The organism is Nocardia sp. NPDC005366, from assembly GCF_040606855.1.
GTDB lineage: Bacteria > Actinomycetota > Actinomycetes > Mycobacteriales > Mycobacteriaceae > Nocardia.
The window spans coordinates 1-25,104 of record NZ_JBEXFQ010000021.1; the positions used below are offsets into that span (position 1 = coordinate 1).

General features: G+C 66.4%; 22 protein-coding genes and 1 tRNA gene. 8 read left to right on the forward strand and 15 right to left on the reverse strand.

Annotated elements, in window-relative coordinates; translation table 11 throughout:
• Window positions 1-113 precede the first annotated feature (113 nt).
• Window positions 114-1,343: a helix-turn-helix transcriptional regulator gene (locus tag ABZS43_RS22910; protein WP_355037976.1), complete on the reverse strand. Its 1,230-nt coding sequence runs from the start codon at window positions 1,341-1,343 to the stop codon at window positions 114-116.
• Window positions 1,344-1,485: 142 nt separating this feature from the next.
• On the reverse strand, window positions 1,486-1,803 hold the full coding sequence (locus ABZS43_RS22915; protein WP_355037977.1) for a winged helix-turn-helix domain-containing protein: 318 nt from the start codon (window positions 1,801-1,803) through the stop codon (window positions 1,486-1,488).
• Between the two features lie 239 nt (window positions 1,804-2,042).
• On the opposite strand from ABZS43_RS22915, the gene ABZS43_RS22920 reads away from it, so the two are divergent.
• The 5 genes from ABZS43_RS22920 (at window position 2,043) to ABZS43_RS22940 (ending at window position 6,172) form a co-directional block, all read left to right on the forward strand.
• Window positions 2,043-2,345 (forward strand): hypothetical protein, encoded by a 303-nt coding sequence (locus ABZS43_RS22920; protein ID WP_355037978.1) that lies wholly within the window; start codon window positions 2,043-2,045, stop codon window positions 2,343-2,345.
• Window positions 2,346-2,592: 247 nt separating this feature from the next.
• Window positions 2,593-2,946 (forward strand): helix-turn-helix transcriptional regulator, encoded by a 354-nt coding sequence (locus ABZS43_RS22925; protein WP_355037979.1) that lies wholly within the window; start codon window positions 2,593-2,595, stop codon window positions 2,944-2,946.
• The gene (locus ABZS43_RS22930) at window positions 2,943-4,685 is read left to right on the forward strand and encodes a replication initiator (RefSeq protein WP_355037980.1); all 1,743 of its coding nucleotides are present in this window, start codon (window positions 2,943-2,945) and stop codon (window positions 4,683-4,685) included. Before ABZS43_RS22925 ends, ABZS43_RS22930 begins: the two co-directional genes overlap by 4 nt.
• A gap of 12 nt (window positions 4,686-4,697) precedes the next feature.
• A complete protein-coding gene (locus tag ABZS43_RS22935; RefSeq protein ID WP_355037981.1) occupies window positions 4,698-4,907 on the forward strand; it encodes an AlpA family phage regulatory protein in 210 nt (69 codons plus the stop codon).
• 53 nt (window positions 4,908-4,960) lie between these two features.
• Complete coding sequence (locus tag ABZS43_RS22940) at window positions 4,961-6,172, forward strand: tyrosine-type recombinase/integrase (RefSeq protein ID WP_355037982.1); 1,212 nt, start codon at window positions 4,961-4,963, stop codon at window positions 6,170-6,172.
• Here ABZS43_RS22940 and ABZS43_RS22945 read toward each other — a convergent pair.
• From ABZS43_RS22945 to ABZS43_RS22955, 3 genes are all read right to left on the reverse strand, one after another.
• Window positions 6,173-6,246 (reverse strand) — tRNA-Leu (locus ABZS43_RS22945).
• A 213-nt stretch (window positions 6,247-6,459) separates the two neighbouring features.
• Window positions 6,460-7,953 (reverse strand): amino acid permease, encoded by a 1,494-nt coding sequence (locus tag ABZS43_RS22950; protein WP_355037983.1) that lies wholly within the window; start codon window positions 7,951-7,953, stop codon window positions 6,460-6,462.
• 218 nt (window positions 7,954-8,171) lie between these two features.
• A complete protein-coding gene (locus tag ABZS43_RS22955; RefSeq protein WP_355037984.1) occupies window positions 8,172-9,107 on the reverse strand; it encodes an alpha/beta fold hydrolase in 936 nt (311 codons plus the stop codon).
• Window positions 9,108-9,221: 114 nt separating this feature from the next.
• Here ABZS43_RS22955 and ABZS43_RS22960 point away from each other — a divergent pair, with 114 nt between their 5' ends.
• Window positions 9,222-9,779 carry a TetR/AcrR family transcriptional regulator gene (locus tag ABZS43_RS22960; protein WP_355037985.1) on the forward strand — a complete coding sequence of 186 codons (558 nt, stop codon included), beginning with the start codon at window positions 9,222-9,224 and terminating at the stop codon, window positions 9,777-9,779.
• Between the two features lie 102 nt (window positions 9,780-9,881).
• On the opposite strand, the gene ABZS43_RS22965 is transcribed toward ABZS43_RS22960, so the two are convergent.
• The 5 genes from ABZS43_RS22965 to ABZS43_RS22985 all read right to left on the reverse strand — a co-directional run bounded on the left by ABZS43_RS22965 (window position 9,882) and on the right by ABZS43_RS22985 (window position 14,259).
• Window positions 9,882-10,865, reverse strand: a complete 984-nt coding sequence (locus tag ABZS43_RS22965; RefSeq protein WP_355037986.1) for a Ppx/GppA phosphatase family protein — start codon at window positions 10,863-10,865, stop codon at window positions 9,882-9,884.
• A complete protein-coding gene (locus tag ABZS43_RS22970; protein ID WP_355037987.1) occupies window positions 10,862-11,383 on the reverse strand; it encodes a DUF501 domain-containing protein in 522 nt (173 codons plus the stop codon). The genes ABZS43_RS22965 and ABZS43_RS22970 overlap by 4 nt, the downstream gene beginning before the upstream one ends.
• Window positions 11,380-12,045 carry a septum formation initiator family protein gene (locus ABZS43_RS22975; protein ID WP_355037988.1) on the reverse strand — a complete coding sequence of 222 codons (666 nt, stop codon included), beginning with the start codon at window positions 12,043-12,045 and terminating at the stop codon, window positions 11,380-11,382. Before ABZS43_RS22975 ends, ABZS43_RS22970 begins: the two co-directional genes overlap by 4 nt.
• Before the next feature lie 90 nt (window positions 12,046-12,135).
• The gene (gene eno / locus ABZS43_RS22980; protein WP_355037989.1) at window positions 12,136-13,422 is read right to left on the reverse strand and encodes a phosphopyruvate hydratase; all 1,287 of its coding nucleotides are present in this window, start codon (window positions 13,420-13,422) and stop codon (window positions 12,136-12,138) included.
• Between the two features lie 138 nt (window positions 13,423-13,560).
• Entirely contained in the window at window positions 13,561-14,259 is a 699-nt protein-coding gene (locus ABZS43_RS22985) for a lytic murein transglycosylase (RefSeq protein WP_355038101.1), read from the reverse strand.
• A 560-nt stretch (window positions 14,260-14,819) separates the two neighbouring features.
• On the opposite strand from ABZS43_RS22985, the gene ABZS43_RS22990 reads away from it, so the two are divergent.
• Window positions 14,820-15,953, forward strand: coding sequence for a TauD/TfdA family dioxygenase (locus ABZS43_RS22990; RefSeq protein WP_355037990.1), 1,134 nt, complete (start codon window positions 14,820-14,822; stop codon window positions 15,951-15,953).
• A 76-nt stretch (window positions 15,954-16,029) separates the two neighbouring features.
• On the opposite strand, the gene ABZS43_RS22995 is transcribed toward ABZS43_RS22990, so the two are convergent.
• Window positions 16,030-16,605 carry a TerD family protein gene (locus ABZS43_RS22995; protein WP_355037991.1) on the reverse strand — a complete coding sequence of 192 codons (576 nt, stop codon included), beginning with the start codon at window positions 16,603-16,605 and terminating at the stop codon, window positions 16,030-16,032.
• Between the two features lie 112 nt (window positions 16,606-16,717).
• The gene (locus ABZS43_RS23000) at window positions 16,718-17,197 is read right to left on the reverse strand and encodes a pyridoxamine 5'-phosphate oxidase family protein (protein ID WP_355037992.1); all 480 of its coding nucleotides are present in this window, start codon (window positions 17,195-17,197) and stop codon (window positions 16,718-16,720) included.
• 703 nt (window positions 17,198-17,900) lie between these two features.
• Between ABZS43_RS23000 and ABZS43_RS23005 the strand changes: the two genes are divergently transcribed.
• Window positions 17,901-19,319: a stealth family protein gene (locus tag ABZS43_RS23005; RefSeq protein WP_355038102.1), complete on the forward strand. Its 1,419-nt coding sequence runs from the start codon at window positions 17,901-17,903 to the stop codon at window positions 19,317-19,319.
• On the opposite strand, the gene ABZS43_RS23010 is transcribed toward ABZS43_RS23005, so the two are convergent.
• The 3 genes from ABZS43_RS23010 to mfd form a co-directional block, all read right to left on the reverse strand.
• Window positions 19,294-20,265: a phosphodiesterase gene (locus ABZS43_RS23010; protein ID WP_355038103.1), complete on the reverse strand. Its 972-nt coding sequence runs from the start codon at window positions 20,263-20,265 to the stop codon at window positions 19,294-19,296. The two genes, ABZS43_RS23005 and ABZS43_RS23010, sit on opposite strands and share 26 nt — an antisense overlap.
• 176 nt (window positions 20,266-20,441) lie before the next feature.
• The gene (locus ABZS43_RS23015; RefSeq protein ID WP_355038104.1) at window positions 20,442-21,071 is read right to left on the reverse strand and encodes a MazG family protein; all 630 of its coding nucleotides are present in this window, start codon (window positions 21,069-21,071) and stop codon (window positions 20,442-20,444) included.
• 86 nt (window positions 21,072-21,157) lie between these two features.
• A complete protein-coding gene (gene mfd / locus ABZS43_RS23020) occupies window positions 21,158-24,772 on the reverse strand; it encodes a transcription-repair coupling factor (RefSeq protein WP_355037993.1) in 3,615 nt (1,204 codons plus the stop codon).
• Window positions 24,773-25,104: the final 332 nt, after the last annotated feature.

The window sequence follows — 25,104 nt, forward strand, 5'->3', positions numbered from 1 at the left end:
GGAGGCGGGCGGTTGCGTGTCGAAGCGCGGCGGCGGCGCGGAGCGCCGCCGGGGCGCTCTTGACTCTATATAGCGAAATTCAGCAACCACATCCATGAGTGCTGGGACGGGGGCTACGAAGGGGTTCGTAGCTCTTCGACTGCGGCGGAAGCTGTCCGAGACCGCTTGTACCTGCTGTCCGTCGTGATCAGATTCGACAGTTCCCCGACTCGTTTGCGAATCCAGGAGATCTGTCGATCGTTGGGGAGGTCCAGCACAGGACGAACCGCGGCCATTGCGCCTTCGATCTCGCCTAGCTTGATCCGAGACGTTGCGAGATAGACATGGGTCAATGCCTCATCGTCCAGCGAGCGTTGCTCTACTGGCTCGTGCTCCCAAATCGCTATGGCTCTGGTTGCGCTTTCCTCAGCCACCTTCAGCGCCGCTTGGTCGGGCAACCACATGAGCGCCGAGGCAGTGTAATACTCCTGCTTTGCGGGCGAGAAGGTGAACAGCCCTTCGACCGCATCCTCTCCAGCGATGTCCCGCGCTTTTTTCGCCTGTGCGATGTATTCCATTGCCGCGCGGGTATCACCCAGGTTTGCAGAGCACTGGGCGAGTCCACAGAGTACGCGAATGGCTGACGTTCCGGCCCCGAGGTACGGACCCGCACTTAACAGCAAGTCCCGCGCGTGCTCGTAATGCTGATCAAACCGTTCAATCAGGGATTCTGTCCCATAAGCCCACGCCACCAGGTCGCTGCTCCCGGCCAGCGTTCCCATCTTGCGGGCAACCTCTGCGTGGAGCATTGCGGTGGTGGACTGCCCAAGGTCAAGGGTCGCATACGAGAGAACGCCGGATACCCGCCCGAGCGCGGTGAGCAGGTCCAACCTTTCACGCGGATGAAAAGCGCCCGACTTGACTCGTCGCACCAATTCACCGCGCAAGGCAATCCCCTGATTGAACATGGGTTCTGCCGGATTTGCCAAGTATGCAACCGCCAGATCAGCAACCGACTCGTTTATTGTTTCGATGTCGGCCGTGTCAGGTTCGATAGAAAGCAGAAAATGCGCTTCCCGTTCGGATTCTTTTATCGCATTCTTAATGCGGATATCACTGTCACGCTGAGAATTCTCGATTTCCCAGGCTGGCAACAGAGATTCCGTGCGAAGTATTGCTTGCGCACTCAGAACCCACTCCCGCGACGGCCAGCGGCGTCCAGCTTCGACATTGTTGATCCATCCACGCGATGTGTAGGTGTCGCGAGCGAGGTCATTCAGTGATGCGTTTACACTGTTCCGCGCGTCTCGGAGGACGGCTCGGAATTCCTGTCCGTGGGGCACGTGAGCGGGCTTCTCGGTCATGACATCGAGTATCGACCTGAGTCGACTGTCTCCACAGCCCTGCCTTCGTCTCCAATCATGTTGGGAGACAGACGGGAGACAGCGACAGGCTTCCTTGGGGGTCGACACCAACGGACAGTGGAAGCATGACCGAGCACAGTGATTACGACTCGCTCAGCTTTGTCTCAACAGCGCGGAGTCGCTTGTCAAGGTCGGCAACCTGCTTGGCCAAATCGGCGGCGGTGGCTGGCAACGAGTCGGCGACAAAGACACCCAGCGACGGAACGGTGACAATCCAGCCTTCGTCAGCCAGTGCTCGTATGGCCTTGCTGATGGTCATGGGGGCTACCTCATGCCTCTCGGCCAGCGCTCGAGTGGACGGAATCTTCTCCCCCGGCGCTAGCGCACCCGTTTCGATCTGCGCTCGGAGGCTGGCGGCTACCTGCTGGTACGGAGCCTTGGGAGTCGATGCGGCGCTCATCCACAAAGGATAGATAGACCCTGCCCTATATCGCCATAGGTAGGGGTGGACACTTTGCACTGTCCTATGGTGTACTAGGTTGGCATAGAACAGTGGACAAGCTGAGACATCGGGAGACCAAAACTATGAACGCACAGTCTGTTCGGACAGCTGCCACCAAATCCCTTCGCCCCTCGCGCTTGAATCTCGCGGGTTTCTGCATCTACTGCGCCAAGCGTGGTTGCTCGTCGGCTCAGTGTGTGGCCGATTACGCCCGTTCGGTGTGGGTGCTGTGCGACCGGTGCGGTGGCAGCGAGTGGGTGAACGGTCATGTGGACCCGGAGGCGGCCTGCCATCGGTGCGACTGCTTCGGCGGTCTGACCGATGCCTCCGACGACGGGGAACTGGCCGAGGTGATCGACTTCCCCGGCGCTCCCCAGGTGAAGGTGTCTTCGGGGCCGGTGGTGATCGGTTACTCGGCGCAGGGCCGTCCGGTGATCCGTGATCACGCCGGTCGGGTCTCCGAGGTGTTCGACATCAATGATCCCGAGGCGTGGTTCTGATGGCGCGGGGTAGGAGAGTGCCGCCTCCCTCGCGTGTGAACGCGGCTGGCGTGTGCCGGTACTGCCTGCGCAAGCGGTGCGAGCGGGTGTCGTGCGTCGCGACTCACAAGGTGACGGTGTGGCGGGTCTGTGAGGCGTGCAAGGGCACCGAGTACATCAACGGTCACCGGTTCCCCGATGAGGCGTTCCTGCGTTGCTGGTCGTGCTTCGGGGGTCTGGTGGCCTCGATCGAGAAGAGGGCGTGATCATGGCCGCGAATGCTGTTCTGCGGGAAGCGATCCTGAACGCCGGGATGACGCCGGGGATGTTGGCCGAACGGGTCCGGGTGGACGCGAAGACGGTCGAACGCTGGATCTCCCAAGGGCGTCGTCCGCATCCGGTGACTCGTCACGCGGTGGCGGTGGCGGTGGGTCGTTCGATGGCCGAATTGTGGCCGTCCGAGGACTCGGTACCGGTCGCCGCTGCGGTGGAGGTCGGGTCGGAGGTGTCGTTGTCGGTGGTGTTGGACCGGTTGCTGATGGTCACCGCGCATCTGGATCGGTTGACCGAACGTCTGGAGTCGCTGGAGAAGGTCACCGCGTCGATGGGAGTGATGGCGTGACGGCGGTGTCGGCTCCGCTGGGTGCTGTGGCCCCGAATCGTCAGACGGCGGCCGAACGGCGCGCGATGCCCGACCTGCGCGACATCGCCGAAGCTGCCGCGGAGAAGCACGACGTGTGTGCGCGGGTGGTGCCGATGCGGGCATTCGACCCCCACACCGCCCGCGTCTCCTACATCGGTGCCCCGTGCAAGGCCACCGTGACCTCCACCTGCCCCGCCTGCGCGAAAGCGAACAAGTACGTCCGAGTGACCCAACTCAAAGAGGGGTGGTGCGCCGAACACGAACCCGTCACCCCCGAACCCGTCGTCACCGAAGCACAGGCCCAGGTGCTCGGTGCTCGCGCGGCGCTGTTCGACTCCTTCCACGAAGCTCGCCGCGACGGTGACGGCGAACTCGCGGACGCGGTCAAGGCTCTGGTGGCCGACCTCGACACCGAGCTACGCGAACTCGGTGTGCGTGGCCGTCTCCCGGCCCTGGAGGAGAAACCACGACGTAGGGCGAAGTCGACCAAGCGGCGTGACGATCTGCCGGACCTGCCCCGCAAGAAGGTCGCCCGGACCACGGTCGGGACCGCCTACGCCAACGGCAAGTACCGACCGTCTACGTTCTGGACTCTCACGATGGGCTCCTACGGCCGCATCAATCGGGTGTGGGATCCCGAGGGCGGCAGGGACAAGCGTGGGGCGTGGGTGTCGGATGGTTCCCCGGTCGACCCGGACTCCTACGACTACGCACGCGCTGCCCGCGACATCATGCACATGAAGGAACTGTTCGATCACTGGATCATCAACCTTCGCCGCGCGGTCGGGTGGAACGTGCAGTACTGGGCCAGTGTCGAACCCCAGAAGCGCGGTGCACCCCACATCCACCTTGCCATCCGGGGATCGGTCCCGACCAAGATCCTGTACGCGGTGACCGCGGCGACCTACCGCAACATCTGGTGGCCCCACCACGGCCCCGAACACGAGGTCTATTCCGGCGATCACATGCCGGTCTGGGACCACACGGCGGGCACGTTCGTGGACCCGCGCACTCGGCGGGCGTTGACCCACTGGGATGATGCCCTGGACGTGATCGCCTCGGTCGATGAGATCGAACCCGCCCACACCCTCAAGTTCGGTGCCGAGTCCAAGCCCGTCCAGATCCTCGCGGGCACACCGGAAATGGATCGCAAGGTCGCCTACCTGACCAAGTACCTCACCAAGTCGGTCGGCGAAATCCTCGAGTCCGACAGCCCGCGTGTGAACCGCCACTACGAACGGCTCCACGCCGAACTCCAACGCACCCCGTGTTCCAAGACGTGCGCGGTGTGGCTGCGCTACGGCATCGTCCCCCGGGGCGCGAACGAGAAGACCCAACCCGGTCACTGCCGAGGCAAGAACCACCGCCGCGAACTGCTCGGCGTCCCCGGCAAACGGTGCAACAACTCCCGCCAGTGGTCCGGCAAGACGGTCCCGGATCACAAGGCCGAACGCATGGAGTACGTGCGCGAGAAGCTCTCCGCGCTCGGCATTTTCCCGCCCGACACCTCCCATCTGCGGATCACCCCGGTCGGTCCCGGTGATCGGGACGCGCCCCCACGTTCACACCTGGTCATGGCCGCGGTCGCGCTCAAGATCCGCCAGCGCGCCGAGTACGACAGGGCTTGCCTCGTGCGGGACGAGGGACCACCAGGCGACCTGGTTTCACGTGAAACCGTTGCACTGCAACAAGATTCGAGCTTTCCGGAAGCGGCCTGAGAGGAATTGATCATGAACGAGAACGACACCTTCCTACGTGCGAAGCAGTGCGAGGAACTGACCGGGATTCCGGAAGCGACCTGGCGGTGGTGGGCGCACGTCGGGCGCGGCCCGGAGAGCTTCAAGCTGGGTCCGCGTCGCCGGGTGTGGCGTAAGTCGGTGGTGCTGGCCTGGATCGCCGAACAGGAACAGGCCACCGGTAGCGGCAGGGCGGCGGCGTAGTGACTACCCGGCGCAATCCGCGTTCCGGAATCGAGGATCGCTGGTTCCCGACTGTGACCGTGGTCGATCCGGCGACCGGAGAGAAGCTGCGGAAGAAGGTGAAGTCTGCGGAGCGACACGGCAAGGTCAAGCGGTGGCGTGCGCGGTATGTCGATCCGAACGGAGTAGAGCGCACGGCGGCGTTCGCGGTGAAGGCCGATGCGCAACGGTTTCTCGACGGCGATGTAACCACGAAGGTGGTGTCTGGTACGTGGGTCGATCCGGATCGCAGTGCGGTGTTGTTCGCGGTCGTGGCCGAGAAGTGGTTTGCGACCAAGAAGCTGCGTAAGCCGAAGACGGTTGCCGGATACCGTTCGCTTCTTGACAGGCTTGTGATTCCCCGATGGGGACGAACACCGTTGCGAGACATCGAGTTCGAGGACGTACAAGCGTGGGTGGTGACCCTCTCGGAGTCGGGGGGCTACCGCTTCAAAGGGCAGGGCTTGTCGGCGTCGCGTGTGATTCAGGCGTACCAGGTGCTCGACCAGGTGCTGCGGTTCGCGATCAAGGCCAAGCGACTGGCGGTGAATCCGGCTGAGGAGATCGACCTTCCTCAGAAGTCCCCGGCTGAACGGCGGTACCTCACCCATCGGCAGGTTCTGGAAGTGGCGCTGGGATCTGGACGATTCAGGACGCTTGTGTTCGTGCTGGCGTATACCGGTATACGGTTCGGTGAGGCCATCGCGCTCCGGCGTTCGGATGTCGACCTAGATCGTCGGCGGATCATGATTTCGCGTTCAGCAACTTATGTCGTGGGTCAGGGCATTGTGCAGACCGACACAAAAAACCACACGTCACGGTCGGTGCCGGTGCCCAGATTCCTGGTTGACCAACTGACCAGCTACCTCGACGGTCGGGACCGCGAATCGCTGGTTTTCGAGGGTCGACACGGCGGACACTTGCCGCTCGGCGAATTCCGATGGGCGTTCGATCAGGCAGTTTCCGCCACTGGGTTGGACGGCTTGGTGCCGCATGGACTTCGCCACACTGCGGCGTCCCTGGCGATCAGCGCCGGGGCCAATATCAAGGTCGTTCAGAAGATGCTGGGCCATAAAACGGCCACCCTGACCCTCGATCTGTACGGCCATCTGTTCGATGACGACCTCGACCCGGTCGCCGACGCGATGCATCAAGGAGCGCTGGCCGCTGCGGACTCATTGCGGACTGACATGACCGCCGAGGAGGCCGACAAACACGACAATGGTGATCTACCTGCGGTTTCGTAGTGCCCCCAGTCGGACTCGAACCGACACTTGGCGGATTTTAAGTCCGCTGCCTCTGCCAATTGGGCTATAGGGGCGTGCGGGTCAGCCTACCGACCCGTACGCCTGTACCGGAATCCCGATGCCCCCCGGTGAGTCGAATGGGCGGCTCAGATCAATCGGCGGTATTCCACAGAATTGCCAGAGGTCAAGGTGCACAACGAGATTTGCGGGGGACGCGCGTCCGGCGGGTGGGAAGGGTGGGTGAAGGATCACAGTCCGGACGACGGCCAGGACACAAACCCTCTTCCCTACTCCGAACCCCGCTCCGGCGACGATGCCAGCCCGAGCACGGAGTGCCGTCGCCCGTAGGCGAAATACACCACGAACCCGATCAGCATCCACACCAAGAACCGCAGCCAGGTCTCCATCGACAGGTTCAGCATCAACCACAGGCAGGCCAGCACCCCGAGAACAGGGATCAGCGGTACGAGTGGGACGCGGAATCCGCGCGGCAGGTCCGGCCGGGTGCGACGCAGGATGAGAACCCCGACCGCGACGAGAACGAAGGCGAACAGGGTGCCGATATTGACCATTTCCTCGAGGGTGCCGAAGTCGACGAAGCCGGCCAGTAGCGCACAGCACACACCGACGATGACGGTGAGCCGCACGGGGGTTCCGTTCGCGCCGGTATGCGCGAGGCGGCGCGGCAGCAATCCGTCGCGGGACATGGCGAACAGCACGCGGGTCTGCCCGAGGTACATCACCATGACCACGGTGGTGAGGCCGGCGAGCGCGCCGACGGAGATGATGTTCTTCGCCCAGTCCGCGCCGTTGAGCGCGAAGGCCGTGGCCAGGGTGGCATTGTCACCGGACAGTTCGGTGTAGGGCACCATGCCGGTGAGCACCAGCGATACCGCCACGTACAGCACGGTGACGATGAGCAGCGAGCCGAGGATGCCGCGCGGCACATCGCGTTGGGGGTTCTCTGTCTCCTCCGCGGCGGTCGCGACCACGTCGAAACCGATGAACGCGAAGAACACCAGGCTCGCCGCGGCGAGCAGGCCGTACCAGCCGAAACTGCTGTTGCCCGCCCCGGTCAGGAATGAGAACAGCGACTGGTGGATGCCCTCGTCGGCCGCGCCGGACCGCGAGGGCGGAATGTAGGGACTCAGATTCGACCTGTCGAAGTAACCGATTCCGACGACGAGCACGACCGCGATGACCGCGAGTTTGATGGCGACCGCGATGGCCGAGACACGCGAGGAGAGTTTGGTGCCGACGGCAAGCAGCACGCCGAGCACCGCGATCAGTAGCACCGCGCCCCAGTCGAAGGTGACCGGACCGATATCGACGACCGCGGCCTTGCGGTCCATCAATTCCCCGAGATACTGCGACCAGCCTTTGGACACCACCGCGACGGCGAGCGCGAATTCGAGGATCAGATCCCAGCCGATGATCCAGGCGACCAACTCACCGAAGGTGGCGTAGGAGTAGGTATAGGCACTGCCGGCGACCGGCACGGTCGAGGCGAATTCCGCGTAGCACAGCGCCGTCAGCCCGCAGGCGATGGCGGCGAAGACGAAAGCCAGCGAGACCGAAGGACCGGCGACGTCACCGGCGGTGCGGGCGGTCAGCGTGAAGATGCCCGCGCCGACCACGACGGCCACGCCGAAGATGGTCAGATCCCACGCGGTCAGGTCTTTGCGGAGCTTCGAGTCTGGCTCGTCGGTGTCGCGGATGGACTGTTCCACCGATTTGGTGCGGAACAGTCCGCCGCGGCCGGAACGGCTCGAAATCGTCACGGTGTACTCCTTCTACCTCGGTTCTGCCGGGATCGATGCAGTGGACGCCCGCCGTATAGCGGCTTACCCAGGGCGCGAGCCCAGCAACAACCGCGCCGACGGCAATTGTCACCAGTCCGGTGATCGGGAAGTACACGACCTCGTGATCCGGGTCGCGGAAGACAGCCGCGGGCGCCGACGATGGCGCCCCCACCTGCCGCACAGGCCTCAGCGGTCGATCAGCGCCCGACCGGCCCGATGAACGGCAGGACGACCGCGCACGACGCGGGTTCGGCTCGCGCCGGTTCCAGAGCGTCGAGCACCGCGCGCACCGCGACCGGATCCGCGGTCAATTCGTAATGTTCGGTGTAGTCGGTGGCGCAGAGATCCTGGAGCACGATGTTGTGCACGTTCGGCCCGTCGAGCAGGCCGGTGGTGTACGGGGTGGCGATCTCGTCGTAGCGACTGACGATCATGGTGAAACGGATGTCGGGAGCGATGGCCGGATCGGCGTTGAGGGTGCGCAGGAACGGCGCGCCGTAGGAGAGCTGGCAGGGGCCGCACCGGCTGGTGAGCAATTCGTCGATGGCGGGCTGTTCGAGCAATCCGGCGAACATCGATTGCAGACCGCTCAATGTCGTGCCGTGCAGCGGTGCCCCCATGGCGATGTAATCGTCGATCTTCGACACCCCGCCGAGGTGGTTGAGGTAGTAGAAGGGCACCGCCCCACCCATCGAATGACCGACCAGGTCCACCTTCGCCGCGCCGGTGACCGTCAGCACGTGGTCGATGAATGCGCCGATCTGGACCGCGCTCTCCTCGACCGGAGTGATGGCCCCGATCGGGCCGAGCGGGCCGGTGCCGTACGTCGTGGTGAAAACGCAGAATCCGGCTCCGGCCAGAACCGGCGAGAGCGAATTCCAGGTGATGGTGTCGTTGCTCAGACCGTGCAGCAGCACAACCGGATTCGGATGGACCGAACTCGGACGGCAGGACCAGTCGTTCGCGCCGGGCGGCGGTCCACCGGGTCGGGTCACCTGCGCGGCCAGTCCGCCGACGTAGCTATAGGACGGCGCGACCGGCTCGTCATCGGCGGCGGCGACCTGGATCGCGCTCGCGACGGTCAGGGCGAAGGCGGCACAGACGCCCGCGACGTATTTCGGCCAGCGTGACATCGACTCTCCTCATCTGGTTCCAATGGACGCCCGCCGAAACGGGCGTGACCGACCGGTCGGTCATAGACTAGCGTCGGTGTGCCCGCACGCAAAGAGATCGGGGAGGATGCACCTATGCCACGACCAGCCGAGCCCGGCCGCACCGCCCTCCTGACCGCAGGCGCACTCGTCGCGGAAGACCGTGGGCTGCGCGGGCTGTCCGTCAACGCCGTGGTCGAGGCCGCCGGTATGGCGAAAGGCACCTTCTACCACCATTTCCCGGATCGGCGCAGCTACGTCATCGCCCTGCACCGCCGGTACCACGACGCGCTCGCCGAGCTCATCACCGCGCAGATCACTGATATCCCGCCGGGCGCCGAACGCATCCGTGTGGGCGTCACCGCCTACCTGGACGCCTGCCTGCAGACGCGCGGAACCAAAGCCTTTCTCGCGCAATCACGCACCGATAGCGACCTGTTGGACGAGGTCTACGCGCGGAATCGAGAGTTCGCGGGCGTCATCGAAGCCGACCTGACCGTCCTCGGCTGGCCCGATCCCAGCGCGGTGGCGCACCTGCTGGTCGCGATGGTCGCCGAGATCGCGCTCACCGAGTTGTACGGCGAGGGTTCACGCGGTGATCTGCGCGCGGCCGTCATGGATCTCATCGACCGAGGCGGGCCGGGCACTCGGTAGCGGCCAACGCGCCCGAGGGGGCACGCGACACATCCCGGAGGCGATTGCCAACCGGGAATCGCCCGCCGCCCGAGCCGGTCACGCCGGTCGGCGCGGGCGGGATCAGGCGATGGACAACGCGATGCCGTCGAGAATGTCGTGCTCGCTGACGACGAGGGCGGAAATTCCCGCGCGGCGGGACAATTCGTAGGCGAGCACCTCCGCGATCACGGCGCCGCCGCCGATCACGTCGACGCGTCCGGGGTGCATCGGGCCGAGCGCGGCACGCTCGTCGTGATTCATCCCGATCAGGCGATCGCAGACCTCGCGCACCTGATCCAGCGTCAGGCTGGTCAGGTGCACTCGTTCGGAATCGTATTCGGGCAGATCGAGTGCGACGGCGGCCAGCGTCGTCATGGTGCCAGCGACCCCCACCCAGGTGTGCGCGCCCTCGACCGGAACCCGCGCGAAGGCTTCGGTCAGGCGTTCGGTGGCGAATTCCCTTGCCGCCGCGATTTGTTCGGCGGTCGGCGGGTTGCCCGGCAGGCACCGTTCGGTGATCCGGACACATCCTATGTCGGCGGAATACGCCGCCTTCACCCCGCCGCTGTCACCGAAAACCAATTCGGTCGAACCGCCACCCAGATCGACGACGACGAAAGGTCCGGCCGCACTGGATAATTCACCGATCGCGCCGGCGAAGGACAGTCGCGCTTCCTCGTCGCCGGTGATCACCTCGGCCTGCGCGCCCGCCACGACCGAGCCGAGTTCGGCCCTGGTCATGCCGAAGAAATCCTCGCGATTGGAGGCGTCGCGGGTGGCCGAGGTGGCGACCATCCGCACCCGGCTCACCCCCGCCGCACGCATGAGTGCCGCGTAGTCGGCCAAGGCGACGCGGGTGCGTTCGATCGCTTCCGGTGCGAGTGAGCCGGTCGCGTCCACCCCCTGTCCGAGCCGGACGATCCGCATTTCGCGATGCACATCAGTCAGGCGGCCGTCGGACGAGACGTCGGCGATCAGCAGGCGGATCGAGTTGGTACCGCAGTCGACGGCCGCGACCCGGTTCCGTCCACCTGCTCCGGCCGCCGCGGTGGGTGATGCGTTCATCGGTCTTCTTTCGTCCGCTCATATGTCGGCCAATCGGCCGGGATCGCCTTGCCGCGCAACCCGTTATCCGCCGCGATCGCCACTGCCTCGTCACCGAAGGGGTTGACGCCCGGACCCTTCGCCAGCGCGTGCGCGATCAATACGTGCAGGCATTTCACCCGGTCCGGCATGCCGCCGCCGGTGAAATCGGTTCCGAGCGACTCGATGTCGTCGCGTTCGGCCAGGTAGCTCTCGTGGGCGGCGCGGTAGGCTGCGGCCAATTCCGGGTCGGAGCCGAGACGTTCGGTCATCTCCCGCATCACACCCGCCGATTCCTGCCTGCTCGCCTCGGCGGTCAGCCGTGGATCGGTCAGGTAGTACAGGGTCGGGAAGGGGGTGCCGTCGGGCAACCGCGGCGCGGTTTTCACCACCGCGGGCAGACCGTCCGGCGTCCGATAGGCGACAGCGAGAACTCCGCGCGGGGCACGGCCGAGTTGTCCGGCGATGATCTCGAGATCGCGGTCTGTCGGTGCGGTCACCTTGGTCCTTCCGGTGCGGGCGGGGCGGCGGGCTGCGGCCTGGCAGGCGACATCGGCGCGGTCGCGGCAGTGGATTGCGGCTGCGAGATGGTCTCCCACAGTTCGGTGTACCAGGGGTCGGGAGCCTTCGAGCGGGTGGGCGGCGCGGGGCGGGGCGGGGCCTCGATACCGGGCACCTGCACGATATAGGGCGTCTCCCCCGGCATCACCAGCCGCAACCGGTCGCGTGCCTCGGCGCGGATGTAGGCCGGATCCCGCTGTTGCGCACGCCGATCGCGCAGTCGTGCGAGATCGGCCTCCAGTTCCTGGCGCTGCTGGGCCAGATCCGTCGCCTCGGCCCGCTGGGCGAAATACGTGCGCATCGGCACGGCCAGGGTCAGCGCCAGCGCGCACACCACGGCCGCGAGAACGACGGCCTTACCGGTGGGCAGGCCGAGGATCGTGCGCTCGTGCCTGTCCCCCGGGTTGCCGCGCGCCGCGATCTTGCGTGGGCCCGCCTTCTTGTCGGCGTCGGTCCGCCTGCGCGCGGCCCGTTTGGCCGCCGCGGGCCTGGCCGCGGTTTCGGTATCCGCGCCTGCCCGTGGCCGCGATCCGGCGACTCGCGACGTGCGGCGGTCCCCGCGTCCGGCCGGACTGGTTCCACGCGCACGCCGCTCCGTCATACCGCTCCCTGTGCCTGTGCTGCGGTGCTCACGCGGCCTCGGCGGTGGCGTCGGCTACCACCTCCGAGCCCGGCGTTCGCACCGCGGTGATCAGCCTTCGAACGCGAACCGAGGGAACGCGACGTCCCCGGCGTACCGGGCCGAATCGCCCAGCGCGTCCTCGATGCGCAGCAACTGGTTGTACTTGGCGACACGCTCGCTGCGCGCCGGCGCGCCGGTCTTGATCTGGCCGCTGCCGACCGCGACGGCGAGGTCGGCGATGGTGGTGTCCTCGGTCTCGCCGGATCGGTGCGACATCATGGTCTTGTAACCGTTGCGGTGCGCCAACTCCACCGCGTCCAGGGTCTCGGTCAGTGTGCCGATCTGGTTGACCTTCACCAGCAACGCGTTGGCCGCACCCTTGGCGATACCCTCCTCGAGACGCTCCGGGTTGGTGACGAACAGGTCGTCGCCGACCAGCTGCACCTTGTCGCCGATCTGATCGGTGAGCGCGACCCAACCGTCCCAGTCGTCCTCCGACAGCGGATCCTCGATGGAGACCAGCGGGTAGGCGGCCAACAGGTCGGCGTAGAACTGCGCCATCTCGGCGGCGGTGCGGACGCTGCCCTCGAACTTGTAACCGCTACCGGCGGTGTAGAACTCCGTGGCCGCGACATCGAGCGCGAGCGCGACATCGGTGCCGAGTTTGAGGCCGGTCTTGTCGATGGCGACGCTGATCAGGTCGAGCGCCTCCTTGGTACCGGCGACATCCGGGGCGAATCCGCCCTCGTCGCCGAGCCCGGTGGCGAGCCCCTTCGACTTCAGCACGGCCTTGAGCGCGTGGTAGACCTCCGCGCCCCAGCGCAGCGACTCCTTGAAGGTCGGCGCTCCGATCGGGGCGACCATGAACTCCTGGACGTCGACGCCGGTATCGGCGTGCGCGCCGCCGTTGAGGATGTTCATCATCGGGACGGGCAGGACGTGCGCGTTCGGGCCGCCGAGGTAGCGGAACAGCTCGAGGCCCGAGGATTCGGCGGCGGCGCGGGCCACCGCGAGCGAAACGCCGAGCAGGGCGTTCGCACCGAGGCGGGATTTATCCGGGGTGCCGTCCAGATCCAGCAGCACCTGGTCGACAGTGCGCTGCTCGACCGCGTCCAGTCCGATGACGGCGGGAGCGATCTCGTCGAGGACGCCCTCAACGGCCTTCTGCACGCCTTTACCGAGGTAGCGATCGCCGCCGTCGCGTAGTTCGACGGCCTCGTGCTCACCGGTGGAGGCGCCCGACGGCACCGCCGCCCGGGTCAGGGTGCCGTCGTCGAGGGCGATCTCGACCTCGACAGTGGGGTTGCCACGAGAATCCAGGATCTCGCGAGCTCCGACCTGTTCGATGATGGCCACGAAAACGACACTCCTTCGCTGCTGGCACGGTGGATATCACGGGATGGGCCGTGCGGTGCCGAGCCTATCGCAGTACGCGACAGGTGCGGTCCCGGCACGGCGGGTCGAGTCGGACGCCCCTACGCGGAGCGCGCGGGATCACACTCGGCGCCCGACGCTATAGGCGGCGGCGCGATGGCGGACGGTGAGTAAATAGCTGTTGGACTGGTTGTAGGTGAGCAGGGCCTTCTGCCAACCGGGTTCGGAGGTGAGGTCGCCGCCGCTCGCGCACAGGTATCGGGCCGCCGTCAGCGCCGCGTCATCGATGTTCTGCGGGTCGGCCACACCGTCGCCGTTGGCGTCGACGCCCCAGCGCTTCCAGGTTTCCGGAATGAACTGCAGCGGGCCGACGGCCCGGTCGTTGACGTCGTCGCCGTCGAGTGCGCCGCCGTCGGTATCGCGGATCAGTGCGACGCCCGGCGAACCGTCGAGTGCGATGCCGACGATCGGCGGGCGCACGGTTCCATCGTCGTCCAGACCGGAACGGCCATGCGTCCCGTGCCTGCTCTCCACGCTGGCGATACCGGCGATGGTGGTCCAGCCGATACCGCATTCGGGTTTCGCCCGGCCCATCACCGCGGCCGCGTATCCGTATGCCTCCAGCGCGACGGAGGAAATTCCGGTACCCGACTGCTCGGAGGCCCAGTTCCGCAATTGCAGCGCGGTGCGCCCCGGACCGTCCAGATCGATCACGGGGATCACCGCGCCGGGCCCCGGCGGGATCCCCTCCGGAATCGGCGGCAGCTCCGGACCCGCCCCGCAACCGGCGATCACCAGGGTCACCAGGGCAGCGGCCATGACACCGAACGTCTTCGGGAACACCACTCCATCATCCAGATCCGCGGCGATGCCCCGGCCGATCGTGACCGAGGACTCCTTCGCCGCGCGCGGTGCGTGGCATCCTCGGCCCGGTGTGGGCGATTTTCGGCGCCGGTGCTGTGGCATACGTTCCCCCTTCGGCGGCACCTTCGGCCACCACACCGAGATTAGATCGGGAACGCCGGAACACATTCCGAGTTATCCACAGGCGGGTCGCGTGTCGCTCGCTATCCACAGGCCGGCTTCGCCGCCGGGTGACGGAGTGCGCGGTGCAGGGCCGCGACCGAGCGCGAGGATGTGTTGGGGCAGTTCGCATCTAGGCGGTCGCGAAAGACCGCGTCCATTCCCGGATCCGGCCGCGCCGACGGATGCCGCGAATCTGCTCCGGCCGAGCCGTTCTCGCGTACCCTCGCTGATGCGCTATCGCTCTCATCCGCGACTCGCCCGGGCATTCTCCGCCACGGGAACGAGAAACGCAGGCTTCCCAGATCGGATCGTCACCACCATCGTTCGGCCGATACGAAGGAAGGTACTTCCTGGTGAAAAGCGTTCTCTCCGAACGTAAGACGCTTCACCCACACGATATCGAACGACGTGAACTGCCACCGGAGGCCGGGCGGGCGGTTCGTGCTCTGGCAGATCGGATCTGCACCTCATTGGACGCGGGCCCCGGCGACCCGCGCACGCGAGCGCGCACGCTGGCCGATCCGGCGCTCATCGCCCGGATCGATGCCGGTACCTCGGAACTGCCCGCGGCGATTCGCCACGCCTTTCGCACCCCGACCGGCGCTGCCGGAGCGACGATCGTCAGCCGTTTGCCCGTCACCGACGACGAATTCGGGCCGACGCCGCCCGGATGGCGTGAGGCTGCCGCATGGAGCGGCGATCGACGGCGCCGCGCACATTCCTTCCACTTCGATGTCGTCATGCTGCTGCTCGCGCGCGCGGTCGGCGAACCCTTCGGCTGGGTCGGCCAGCAGGGTGGCAGGCTGGTCAACAACATCCTGCCGACCCCAGGACACGAATTCGAGCAGTCGGGTGCGAGCAGCACGATACTGCTCAGTCCGCACACCGAGGACGCGTTCCATCCGCACCGGGCGAACCTTCTGATGTTGGCGTGCCTGCGCAATCCGGACGGTGTCGGCACCACCATCTCCTCGGTGCGACAGGTCACGCTGACCGAGAATCAACGTCGGCTGCTCAGCACACCGATGCTGCCGATTCTGCCCGACATCTCCTACGGCGACGGCCATCAGCGTTACCCGTCCCCCCCGGTGCCCACGCTGTGGAGCGAATCCCGTGACAGCACAGCAGATTCCACGCTTCGCTACGACCCCGCCTATACCCCGCTCGCCGACGCCGGTCCCGAATTCCGCCGTGCCTACGCCCGTCTCAGCGCCGAACTGGAGCGGGTCTGCCGCACCGCTGCCTTAGGGCCCGGTGAGGTTCTGCTGGTCGACAATGATGTCGCCGTGCACGGCCGGGTGCCGTTCACCGCGCGTTACGACGGCACCGACCGCTGGCTCAAACGCATCAATATCCGCCTGCCCGAACGACGGCGACGCGGCGACGAAGCGCACGAGAGCGGGTACGGGCAGCACATCATCGCTCCGTTCCGAGGCGGAACCGAGACAGCGCGGCGCGCCACAACGCTCGATCGAGAACAGAACTAGGACAGCCGGCTTCACGCGGACACGACGGGAAGGCCGACTCGGCACCGGGGCCGAGCCGGCCTTCCCGACCGGTTACTCAGATATTGACCCCGTAATCGCGGGCGATCCCCGCCAGCCCGGACGCGTAGCCCTGACCGATCGCGCGGAACTTCCACTCGGCGCCGTGGCGGTAGAGTTCGCCGAAGATCATCGCGGTTTCGGTGGACGCGTCCTCGGTGAGGTCGTAGCGGGCGAGTTCGGAGCCGGACACGGAGTCGACGACCCGGATGAACGCGTTGCGGATCTGACCGAAGGACTGGCCGCGCGCGTCGGCATCGTGGATGGAGACCGGGAAGAAGATATTGGTGATCGTCGGGGGTGTGGCGGCGAGATCGATATTGATCGACTCGTCGTCTCCCTCCCCCTCGCCGGTGAGGTTGTCACCGGTGTGCTCGATCGTGCCTTCCGGCGAACGCAGATTGTTGTAGAAGACGAAATGCTGGTCGGACAGCACTTTCAGATTCGAACCGGTGGCGAGTGCACTCGCATCGAGGTCGTAATCCGCCCCGGTGGTGGTGCGGGTGTCCCAGCCGAGGCCTACCGTGACCTTGGTCAGGTTCGGGGCCTGCTTCGACAGCGAAACATTTCCGCCCTTGGCCAGTGTGACGCTCATGATCCCCTTCCGTTCGGCGCGTGCGCGCCGCCTTTCTTCACGATTATTACCGTTGTTCCGATTTTTGTTGCACCGGTTTCCATTTGGTGTCCGACCCGTTGTGAAAACCGGATCACTGGGAATGGCCGGCCCACTCGCGCAGAGTATCGACCCTGCCCTGCAACGCATGCAATTCACTCGCGTCGAGGACGGTGCGCTGAATGCCGTCGACGACCGCGAACGCCGACTGCCGATGATCGTCGATCACCTCGACATCGATACGCACCGCGACGTAATCCTGCGCGTCGGGCATCTCTTCGGCAATCACGTGAGCGGTGCCGCGCGCGCAGAGCGCGACATTACCGCCCCCGAGAATCAGCAATGCCACCGGCGGCCGTTCCCTCAGCCGGGCCAGTGAACCGCGATCGTACTTGAGACTGATGAGTATGGTCCGGTCGCCGGCGCGGACCGGCCACGACACCGGAATCGCATGGGGCGCTGGATCGGTGGTGACCAGTACCGCGATGGTTTGGCGTGGCCATTCCGGTAGCACGTCCAGTTCGGGATGATCGGTCGAGTGGTCCTGTCGCGTCGGGCTCGCTCCGGCTGCCATCGTGGTTCACCTCGTGGATCGCTGCGCGACGGGCTGTGCCGCGCTGATAGCAGTCTAAGTCGCTGCGGCCCTTCGCCGCTGACGGTGCGGCATTTGCCCGATCCGATCTCAGGTGGTTATCAGGCTCCGCGACCCGTCGGCTCCTTCGCGGCGATCGCACCGCCGCGGTCGGAGGTATCGGAGGTATCGGAGGTGTCGCCGAATACGGCATCGCCGAGAGGGTACACTGATGACCTCGGGAGTGCAGGCCAGACGCTGTTCCGAGCGCCGAAGGCGATTCCGATTGACGGACGCCGAAATGCGATGCATCATTCGTAGCAACTCCCTGTTCATCAGGAGTTCTTCCATCCGCCGGCCGATGATTGTCCGGTCTGTGTGCTGATTCCACCGCCATCGGCCGTCCCCGGCCCTACGCGTCAGCACCTTCCCGCACGACGTGTGAGCGTCTGTCCACGAGTGAGGTGAGAACGACATGGTTCACCGCCCGTCTGAGCATCCGGCGACGAATTCGTTCTTGCCTTACAGCACCCTCCCCCATCCCTGAATGCGACCGCGCCGGACGCGGCGTCTCCGGACCGGCTGCCGCCGGTCGGGGTCGTCGGCTGCTATCCGGCGCGGTGCCCTGCGCTTTCCGATGGAACGACCCGACGGATGGGACAAGCAAATGATGGATATGGGAGCAGCGGAATCGCGCACGGTGGATATGGTCGCCCGGCCGACCGCGGGTAACCTCGTGGTCTCGGACGCGATGATCGCCGATCTGATGTATCTACGCGGCGAGTTGGCCACGGCCGAGGTGCCGTTCCTGCTGGTGCGCGACAGTGGGCACCGGCTCGTACTCGCCGCGGACGCGGCGCACCGGACGATGGTGCAGCGGGTGCTGACCGCCGCGCTCGCCGCCGGATTCGCCTGCGTCGAAACGCGAGACAACGTCGTTCGGCTCGGCCGCGACGGCGATCCGGCCCACCATGTCGAGCTCGAACTCTGGGACTACCACGGCGACACCGTCGAATGCCCGCGTCCGAACGCGCTGACCCGCACCGTGTTCGATCTCGCCGATGTGACGCAGACCGACGTCGTGCTGTTCGAGCGCACCTGGCCGACCCTGACCGATATGTTCGCTCCGCATCCGACCGACATCGACTTCGATATCGACATCGTCTTCTCCTGGGTCGACGGGTCCGATCCCGAATTCCGCGCGCGCCGTGCCGACATGCTGGCGCAGGTCGTGGTCGGCGAGGGCGACGACTCCGACGCCAGGATCCGCCAGATCGATGAGCTGAAATACGCCCTTCGCTCGGTGTACAAGAACGCGCCGTGGATCCGCCGCATCTTCATCGCCACCGACTCCGCCGTTCCGTCCTGGCTGGCCGAGCATCCGGCGGTCACCGTGGTACGCGCACTCGACCACTTCACCGAGACCAGCGGGTTGCCCACCTTCAACTCACACGCCGTGGAATGCCAGCTCCAGCACATCGAAGGTCTCAGCGAACACTTCCTGTACTCCAACGACGACATGTTCTTCGCCCGCCCGACGCGGCCGTCCATGTTCTTCACCCCGGCGGGCATCAGCCGGTTCATCGAGGCCGACACCCGCATCGGACCCGGCCACAACACCGAGCGCCGCAGCGGTTTCGAGAATGCCGCGAGAGTGAATCGCGCGCTGCTGGCGGACCGATTCGGACATGTGATCACCCGGCATCTGGAACACACCCCGGTGCCGTTGCGCCGCAGCGTACTCCTCGAGATGGAAGCGGAATTCGCCGAGGATTTCGCGCGCACCAGGGCGAGCCGCTTCCGCGCCGCGACCGATATCTCCGTCACCAACTCGCTCTACCACTACTACGCCCTGCTCAGCGGGCGTGCGGTGCCGCAGGAGTCGGCGCGGATGCGATACGTGGACACGACGAGTCGCGCGGGGCTCGGGCTGCTCACCGGGTTGATCGAACGGCGCGACGTCGATTTCTTCTGCCTCAACGACGGCAGTTTTCCCGAGATCGCCGAAACGGAACGTGTGCGCACCGTGTCGGAATTCCTCGCGGACTACTACCCCGACCCGGCTCCGTGGGAACAGATCGACTCGCTGTCCCACCCCGTCATTCCGGAGTCGGGCGCGGCCTGACCGGTTCGTCACCCGATTCCTGAGCCGGCTGCGCGTTGCGCATGACGTGGGGAATGCGGGCCGCGGGCGGAATCACGATGCCCGCCTCCCGCAACGTCGCCGCCGCTTCCTCCGGGGTCGACGGAGCGCCGACGGTCGGACCGCGATCGATCGGCACCACTGAATGCACCACCGTGTCGGGGTAGATGTGCACGTAGTTGAAAGCCTGTGCGCCGTCACGACCGCGCAGCCCGCCCACTTCGACACCGAGATCCTGGGTGTAGCAGCTGGCCGAGGCGACCGAGACCGGGATGCCCGCGAAGGTGGCGTAGGTGGAGAAGTGCAAATGACCCGCGAGGATCGCCCGCACATCGCTGCCGTCGAGCACATCGGCCAGGCGAGGCTGATCGCGCAGTTCCACGGTGACCGCGAGATCGATCACGCACGGCACCGGTGGGTGGTGCATGGCGAGCACAGTGCCGAACGGGGCCGGTTCCGACAGCACCGAACGCAGCCAGCTCAGCTGTTCGTCGCTGATTTCGCCGTAGTGGTGGCCGGGCACCGAGGTGTCGAGGGCGATGACGCGCAACCCATCGATCATGTGCACGCGGTCCAGCGGCGCGGTCGACGGGTATTCGCCGAGCAGTCGCTGCCGCAGTGCCGCGCGATCGTCGTGATTGCCGGTGACCCACACGATCGGGGCCTGGGCCCGCCGCGCGAACGGCTCCATGATGTGGCGCAGTTTGTCGTAGGCCGCCGGCTCGCCCCGGTCGGTGAGATCACCGGTGACGACGATCGCCGTCGGACGGATACCACTACTCAGAGCCTGGTCGAGCAGCTGTCGCAGCCGCAGGTCGGCGTCGACGGCGTCGTAGAGGTCGCCATCATCCGCGATGAGATGGGTGTCACTGAAGTGGAACAACACGTGATCCGGTCGCGGGTACTCCGCGACTCTGCCGATGTGCACCGGACCGTACATCCCTCCCGGCGGTGTCTCCGCCCTTGGCATCGGGAATCCCCGCAAGAATAGCGAAGACGTACCGACAGGATTCCCGACGGACGGTGACGACAAGCTTGCGGGTAGATGTGACTTCGGTGTCGGACCGCCCGGCGTTAACGATCTACCACGAGGTGGGAGTGTCGTCACACCCAGTATTCGCGCCAGTCGGCCGGAGTGAGCGCACGGCGATCCCCACGTGCCGCTTCGGCGGCATCCTCCGCGGCGCGAATGGCGATGACGAAGGTGAGGGTGGCTTTGCGCAGGCGTTCCTCGGCGCTGTCGGGGCCGCCGAGATGGACAACGCGCAGGTCGTCCGGAATCAGGTCGGTGGGCAGACCGGCTCTGGCGCTGCGCGCGACGACCTTTTCGGCGAGAGCGAGGGCGGGCTGGGCCATCGCGATACCGTCGAGGCAGGAGCGACGCGATTTCTCCGCTGATTTGCGTTCCTCCCAGGCGGCTTCCTGGGCGGCGATCTTGGCGGCGATGTCGGCGGTGGGATCGATTCCGGATTCGATCAGATGCGGGCTGCGGTTAACGAGTTTGGCGACGAGGGCGGCGGCGACGTCATCGACGGTGAATTCCCCCGCGGCCTGGGCGATCCGGGAGTGGAAGAGAACCTGCAGCAGCAGGTCGCCGAGTTCCTCCTTGATGGTTTCCGCGTCCTCGTGCTGGATGGCGTCGAGCAGTTCGTAGGTCTCCTCCAGCAGGTACGGGCGCAGGGAGTCGTGGGTCTGGGTGACCTCCCAGCCGCCGAAATTCCACAGCCGATCCATCACCTCGACCGCGTCGGCCAGCCCGGCCGCCACCACCGCGGTATCGGTGCGCGTCGTCGGGCCGGCGGGCTCGTCCGCCACATCCATCAGCTCGCCGCCACCTCGGTCGCCACGGTGAGATCCACCGCTCCCTTGGCCTTGCCGTCCAGGGCCAGCAGCAGATCGGCGACGAATTGGAGCAGTCGGACGTCGCGTACCCGGTCAGCGCCCACGCTGTCCTGCACCCGGGGCAGCGGCAGCTGCACCACACCGCTCGCGGGTTTGTACGCCGCGCTGGGATAGATGCGCTTGAGCCGAAGTTGTTTGGAATCGGGCAGATTCAGCAGCGGCGAAATCTTCAGCGTGGTTCCGGCCACCGCGATCTCGGTGACGCCGTACTCGCGCGCGAGCAGTCGCAGCTTCGCCACCGACACCAGGCGACCGACCTCGACCGGCAGTGCGCCGTACCGGTCGACGAGTTCCTCCACCACCAGGGCGAGCGCCGAATCATCCTGGGCCGCAGCCATTTTGCGATACGCCTCGAGGCGGAGCCGATCGCTGGCGATGTAGTCGGGCGGGATATGCGCGTCCACCGGGAGGTCGATGCGGACCTCCTTGACCTCCTCGGTGAGGATCGGCTTGCCGTCGGCCGCGGCCCGGTATGCCTCCACCGCTTCGCCGACCAGTCGCACGTACAGGTCGAAGCCGACTCCGGCGACGTGGCCGGATTGTTCCGCGCCGAGGACGTTTCCCGCGCCGCGGATCTCGAGATCCTTCATGGCGACCGCCATGCCCGCGCCGAGATCGGAATTCTGCGCGATGGTGGCGAGCCGGTCGTAGGCGGTTTCGGTGAGCGGTTTCTCCGGCGGATACAGGAAGTAGGCATACCCGCGCTCACGGCTGCGCCCGACGCGCCCACGCAGCTGATGCAACTGCGAAAGGCCAAGGGCATCAGCACGTTCCACAATGAGGGTGTTGGCGTTGGAGATGTCGAGGCCGGTCTCGATGATCGTGGTGCACACCAGCACGTCGAATTCGCGTTCCCAGAATCCCTGGACGGTCTGCTCCAGCATGTCCTCGTGCATCTGGCCGTGCGCGACGACCACCCGCGCCTCCGGTACCAGATCGCGAATCCGCTTGGCGGCCTTATCGATCGAGGAAACCCGGTTGTGCACGTAGAAAACCTGCCCGTCACGAAGCAGTTCACGCCGGACGGCCGCGGTGACCTGCTTGTCGTTGTAGCCGCCGACGTAGGTGAGCACCGGGTGGCGTTCCTCGGGCGGGGTCAGAATGGTCGACATCTCTCGGATGCCGGCCAGACTCATCTCCAGGGTGCGCGGAATCGGGGTGGCCGACATGGTCAGCACGTCGACATGGGTGCGCAGCGCCTTGATGTGCTCCTTGTGCTCGACGCCGAACCGCTGTTCCTCGTCGACGACGACGAGGCCGAGATCCTTCCAGCGCACGCCGGTCTGCAACAGCCGGTGCGTGCCGACCACGATATCGACCGAACCGTCGGCCATACCCTCCAGCACCTGGCGCGATTCGGCGACATCGGTGAAGCGGGACAGCCCCTTCACCGTGACCGGGAAGCCCGCGACCCGCTCGGTGAAGGTCTGTAAGTGCTGCTGAGCCAGCAGGGTCGTCGGTACCAGCACGGCCACCTGTTTGCCATCCTGCACCGCCTTGAACGCGGCGCGCACCGCGATCTCGGTTTTGCCGTAGCCGACGTCACCGCAGACCACGCGGTCCATCGGCACCGGCTTCTCCATATCGGATTTGACCTCGGCGATGGCGGTCATCTGGTCGACCGTCTCGGTGAACGCGAACGCGTCCTCCATCTCCTGCTGCCACGGGGTGTCCCGGCCGAAGGCGTGACCGGGAGCCGCCTGCCTGGCCGCGTACAGCTGCACCAGCTCGCCCGCGATCTCGCGAACCGCCTTGCGCGCCTTGCGTTTCGTATTGGCCCAGTCGGAGCCGCCCAGTTTGGACAGACTCGGCAGCTCGCCGCCGACATAGCGGGAGAGCTGATCCAGCGATTCCATCGGCACGAACAACCGGTCGCCCGGCTGCCCCCGCTTACCGGGGGCGTATTCGATAACCAGGTATTCGCGGCGGGCCCCGCCGACGGTGCGTTCGATCATCTCGACGAACCGGCCGATACCGTGCTGATCGTGGACGACCATATCGCCCGCGTTGAGGGCGAGCGGGTCCACCTGATTGCGGCGTTTGGCGGGCAGCCGCTTGCCCTCGCCGGGCGCGGTGACCCGGTTTCCGGTGAGATCGGATTCCGCGACGACCACCAGTCCGGCGTCGTCGAAGACCAGGCCGTCGTGCAGAGAACCGCACAGCACACCGACCAGCCCGGGACTCGGCTCCGCACCGCCGTCGAGCACTCCGGCGGGCACTTCCGCGTCGGCCAGCCGTTCCAGCACCCGCTGGGCGGTGCCGTGGCCCGCGACCACCACCACCGCGCGTCCCCCGGTCGCGACGTGCGCGCGCAGGGACGCGAAGATCGTCGCGACCAACTCCTCGGAGCCGCGGGCGGTCGGGCCTGCCAGCAACGGCAGCACGACCTCGGCCGGATCACCCGAGGTGAGCGGGCTGAGGGTCCACCACGACAGACCGCGCCGGTCCGCGCTCTGGTGGACCTCGGACAGTCCGCGATATCCGGATGCCGCCAGATCCAACCCGTGCCCGCCCAGCGGCGCCGCGCCGCCGAAGGACGCGGCGGTCCACGACGCCTCGAGGAATTCCTCGCCGGTACGGACCAGGTCGGCCGCGCGGGTGCGGATCTTCTCGGGGTCGCACAGCAGCAGGTGGGTGTCGTCGGGCAGTACCTCGGTCAATAGCCGCAGCTCGCCGGGTTGCAGTACCGGCAGCAGCGCCTCCATCCCGTCCACCGGAATACCCTCGGCGAGTTTCTCCAGCATTTCGACCAGCGCCGCGTCGGCCGCGTTGTCGACGGCCGCCGCGCCCGCCCGATCCCGCACCGCCTCGGTCAACAGCAGTTCCCGGCACGGCGGCGCGACGACGAGATCCACCTCGACCTCGCCGAGCGAACGCTGATCCGCCACCGCGAACGGCCGCAGTTCGGTGACCTCGTCACCCCAGAACTCCACGCGAACCGGATGATCGGCGGTCGGCGGGAACAGGTCGAGAATGCCGCCGCGCACGGCGAACTCGCCGCGCTTACCAACCATGTCGACGCGCGTGTAGGCGAATTCCACCAGCCGCGTGAGCAATTCGTCGAAATCGAATTCCGCGCCGACCCGCAGCACGATCGGTTCGATATCACCGAGTCCCGCCGCCATCGGCTGCATCAGCGACCGCACCGTCGTCACCACCACGCGCAGCGCAACGGGGTAGACCGAATCCTCCGGATGCGCCAGCCGTCGCAGCACCTCCAGCCTGCGACCGACCGTGTCCGCGCCGGGCGACAGCCGCTCGTGCGGCAGCGTCTCCCAGGAGGGGAATTGCGCGACCGCCGCACCCAGCATCTCGGTCAGCTCGACGGTCAGGTCATCGGCCTCGCGCCCGGTGGCCGTCACCACAACGAGCGGCCGTTTGGCCGCGATGGTCGAGGAGACGAACGGTCGCGCCGCCGACGGCGCGACGAGTTCGACCGAAGACTTCCCCACCAGGTCGGCAACGGTCCGTAAGGCGGCGTCGGCACCGGCCACCGCGGCCAGTCCAGCGAGGGGTGGACGGTGGGTGGGCATCACGACTCCTGAGCTCAGGCGGTGGTTCAGAACAGCCAACTGAGTCTAAACACCACGACCGACACCCTGATCACCCCTACCGCCGGTACAGGCGGTAGGGACGATGCCGTCGGACACCCCCTGACCAACCCGGCCCCACTCCCGACTCCGCACACCCGGCCCCACACACCCGGCCCCGCACTGTCGGCCCCGTACTCCCAGCCCCGCACGGAGCGAGTCTTACGAGCGACCGTTCTCGGCCGTCTCGCTGCCGAGCGGTCGAAGCGCATGCGACGAAGTCGCGAGTCTCGACCGCTCGGCGGCGAGACATGAGGGCCGAGAACCGCCGCGCC